Source organism: Desulfoplanes sp. PS50 (assembly GCF_053851535.1).
Genome location: NZ_JBSPZA010000066.1, coordinates 1 through 3,981, shown reverse-complemented (window position 1 = coordinate 3,981; position 3,981 = coordinate 1). Strand labels below are relative to the sequence as shown.

4 protein-coding genes are annotated in these 3,981 nt (G+C 37.6%); 3 read left to right on the top strand and 1 reads right to left on the bottom strand.

Features of this window, described 5'->3' with window-relative positions:
* Positions 1-343: hypothetical protein (locus tag ACTVJH_RS15630; protein WP_455992775.1), on the bottom strand; the 343-nt coding region annotated here is incomplete at its 3' end.
* Positions 344-542: 199 nt separating this feature from the next.
* Between ACTVJH_RS15630 and ACTVJH_RS15625 the strand changes: the two genes are divergently transcribed.
* From ACTVJH_RS15625 to ACTVJH_RS15615, 3 genes are read left to right on the top strand one after another with little or no spacing between them, the layout of a single operon-like run.
* Positions 543-1,808: an oligosaccharide flippase family protein gene (locus ACTVJH_RS15625; protein ID WP_455992772.1), complete on the top strand. Its 1,266-nt coding sequence runs from the start codon at positions 543-545 to the stop codon at positions 1,806-1,808.
* A 42-nt stretch (positions 1,809-1,850) separates the two neighbouring features.
* Positions 1,851-2,567: a class I SAM-dependent methyltransferase gene (locus tag ACTVJH_RS15620; protein WP_455992769.1), complete on the top strand. Its 717-nt coding sequence runs from the start codon at positions 1,851-1,853 to the stop codon at positions 2,565-2,567.
* A gap of 21 nt (positions 2,568-2,588) precedes the next feature.
* Entirely contained in the window at positions 2,589-3,743 is a 1,155-nt protein-coding gene (locus ACTVJH_RS15615) for a radical SAM/SPASM domain-containing protein (RefSeq protein ID WP_455992766.1), read from the top strand.
* The last annotated feature ends 238 nt before the right edge of the window (positions 3,744-3,981 follow it).

Below are 3,981 nucleotides of genomic sequence, written 5' to 3'. Positions count from 1 at the left end.
AAGCTATGGAGAGAATTTGCTTATATGTGTTTGGAAAGCACGATTTTAGATCCTTTGTAACGCCTGTTTTTTGTCCGATCAAATCAAAAAGGTGAGTGGCACCATAAAAGCTGTGCGAGGCTTCAATGGTGGGAACCGGCCCCCTTTTTACCTGAGTTGCGGGACTTTCTCGTCGAGATGATTGCTTCTTATGTGTTGGTACGATCTGCTGGGTTGCTGGGTCCAGTTTGCCGATGCATTTACGCTTGGCGCGAGATTGCTTCTTTTCCTTATCCCAAAAGGAGATGGACTCATACACGTATGTGATGCCGCTTTTCTTATTTTTTTGATAGACGATAGCCATCTGAATCCCCCTTGATTCATCGTTACATTTTTATGGCATATAACGAGGAGAAATGCAAGGGAAAATGGCTATATTTTCTTCTATTTTAGTTATTTAAAATATTTTTTGGTTAAATCTCGTTACAATATTTCGGGAATGCAGGATGTAGAAGCAATGAGTGACGTTTTGCATATGGACTTAAAAAAAGAATGGAAATTCGATGTGTAATGAAAAAACGTGTGAGGTGAGCATTCAAAAATCTTCACTTTATTTTATGGGTGCACGATTAGTTTTTGTCGGAAGCGCATATGTTTTACACGTATTTTCAGCCTACTATTTCAATGATCCGATAATTTATGGTAACCTAGCTGTAGTATTAAACATCAGCGCAATAGGAATGGTTTTCATACAATTTGGATTTCCACAATCGATATCAAAATTCATCTCTGATAATAAAAAAGAATCATATGATATATTTCTGGCAGGTAAATATGCATATATGATTTTCGGTATGACGATATTTCTTATATACATATCTTTAACTCCACTATGGATATATTTGATGAAAGATAAATCAATTGTTTTATCCATAGTAATTTCATCGTTTTTAATACCAATATTCACATTTAATAATTCATTCATGTCGTATTTGAATGGATGCCAAAGATTTAAAGAGCAATCATTTTTTGTAGCATTATATCCTATCACCAGAATAATATTTGCAGTTATTTTTATTTTACTAGGATTTCAAATATGTGGTGTTTTGTCTGGTTTTGTAATCGCTGGAATTATAAATGCATTTTTTTTACATAAAAGGATTTATATAAAATCAAAAACCAAAAGATACTCATCACGACCAATTATTGCATTTGCGATTCCTGTGATTTTTATGTCGATAGGCATAGCTGTATATATGAATATTGATATGATAATTGTAAAATATTTTTTTCAACAAAGTGAAATAGTGGGATTTTATGCTGCATCTGCTACAATTTCAAAAATTCCCTATTATATATATTTTGCATACTCAATGACAGTAATTCCAATAATATCGAGATTTATAAAAGAATCAAAATACGATCAAACTGTCATCGCATTGAAAAAATGTCTGTATTCACTCGCAGCTCTTATCCTGATCTCATCTCTACTTGTTGCGATATTTTCAGATGATATTTTGCGATTTGTCTACCCAAAAGGCTACTCCTCGTTGTCAAATGTAATGGCGATATTGTTCTTATCTATGGGTGTTCTATCATTTTTCCAAACATTATCTTCAATTTCCATTTCAATCGGAAAAGTACGTCTAGCAACCACTATAATATATGTTATACTGGTTTTTCAGATACTCATGAGTTGTTTTTCGATTCCGCAGTATGGGGTTATTGGCATGGCTTATTCAACCATGATTCCTGTATCGATTGGTTCCTTGATTCTAACGATGCTTTTGATGCGGTCTGTGCATGAAATAACTCAAAAATTACATTGACACTTTGGGTTATAATAATTTTTTTAAACTTCAGGAGTTACCATGATGACCCAAGATAAGAAAGAAGAAATTAAAATCAACTTGGCACAACTTGCCCGTGAAGGCGATAACTATCGTGGCTCTGCATGGGGTAAGAAAAAGATGGATCGTGTCTTTGGACTTTTGGGAAAATATATTGATTTTGAGGAAGGTCAGTACAGTGTTTTGGATCTGGGATGTGGTGGGATGACCCTTGGTAGAGAACTTCACAAAATTCCGTCATTCAATGTCGTTGGTGTGGATATTGTGTATCAGCTCCTCTGTACGTTATCCAAAAAACGAACCCCAGGTATTTCACTTGTTTCAGGAGATATCGAGTCCCTCCCGTTTCATAACGATAGCTTTGATCTTATCGCCCATAATCAGGTTCTGCATCATTTTTTGGCTCGGCATATCGCCTTGTCTGAGATCACTCGAGTTTTGAAACCGGGTGGTTTGCTTTTCAGTATCGAGACAAATGGCTGGAATCCCTACGTGTATCACTGGCACCACTCACCCAAGAGCAAGAAGAAGAATTTTATTGGGGATAATGAGAATCCTTTTGGCGTTGTCAGATTCACAAGGGAAGTGGCAAAGGCTGGACTCAAAGTAAGAGAATGGAGGATGATCAACTTTGATTTTGTCAAATTGCTTGCACCGTTTGATCGATTTTTTGGCGCCATTCCGGTTTTCAACCTTGTATTCGGTGGATCCATGGTCGTTTGTGCCCAGAAAATCTAACATAAGCTTTGGTAGGCATGCATGAATGCGAAAGATTTCAGTACTCATATTTATCCCAAAACATTGGGATTCAAGCTGGCATATCATGGACTCATTAAGCCCATCAGACCGATAACCCTTACCTTTTCGGTGACGAATCGCTGTCAAAGCAGATGCAAAACGTGTGGTATCTGGAAGATATATCCCAATAAATGGCAGGATCCCTCTAACGAACTCAGGCTCGATGAAATCAAGAAAATTTTCAAATCCATAGGAAGTAAGGTCTATTTTTTTAATTTGAGCGGAGGTGAACCGTTCCTTCGGGATGATTTGCCTGAAATCGTAGAAGCCGCTGTCACCTACCTCAAGCCGGCCATTATCCATTCACCAACAAACGCCATCGCCACCAAGAGGGTTGTCCAGGGAACACGCGCTATCCTGGACATGCTCAAAGCTAAAAAATTGAAGACACCTGTGACCATCAAGCCGTCACTCGATGGAATCGGAAAACAACATGATGAAATACGCGGTGTACCGGGGAATTGGCAACGGCTGATGGCTACAGTGACAGAACTCAAAGAGCTACAAAGGGAATATGATAATTTTCATCTTGAAATCGGAACTGTCGTTTCAAATTTTAATAAAAACAGCTTGGATGAAATAGAAGATTTTGTACATGGCTTAGGCGTTCAAAGTTATAGAAACGAAATTGCCGAGCAAAGAGAAGAGTTTTTTAATATTGGTGATCCAATTACTCCATCAGGGCACGAATATGCTCATTTAATGAAAAAATTTGCTGAAAAAGTACGTCAAAACTTAAACAATAAAAAAAGATTGGCGCAAATAACTGAATCGTTGAGATTAGTTTATTATGAACTTGCAGCAAAAATTGCGGTACAAAACAGACAGGTGATACCGTGTTATGCGGGAATATCAAATGTTCATCTGACACCTCATGCTGAATTATGGCCCTGTTGCGTCCTGGGTTATGCAAAGTCTCTGGGTAATGTACGCGATACCGAATATGATTTTTGGAAAATCTGGCATGGAAAAAAGGCACAAGATGTTCGGAAATCTATCAAAAATAGAGAGTGCGCGTGTCCGTTAGCAAATCAGGCCTATTCGAATATTATTTGCAATAACCGGATGCTTTTGAATGTATTGAACAATTTAGTTTTTGCCAATAGTTTAAAATAACATGTCCTCTATCGCCCGCGAAACATCTATTCTGATAGTATGTAGATTTGTAAATTATCTTGTTCTCTTTGCTTCTCCAGTTGTATTGGTTCGAATATTGAGTGTAGAAAAATTTGGCTCCTCGCTATTTCGTGTGGGTAGGGGGAAATTCGAGCTTGCCCCCGAGGAGGTAAATCATGGTGATGAGATTACGAGTTGAACGGTATCCACGGGCTTTAGCTTTTGCTGCTTGAATGAG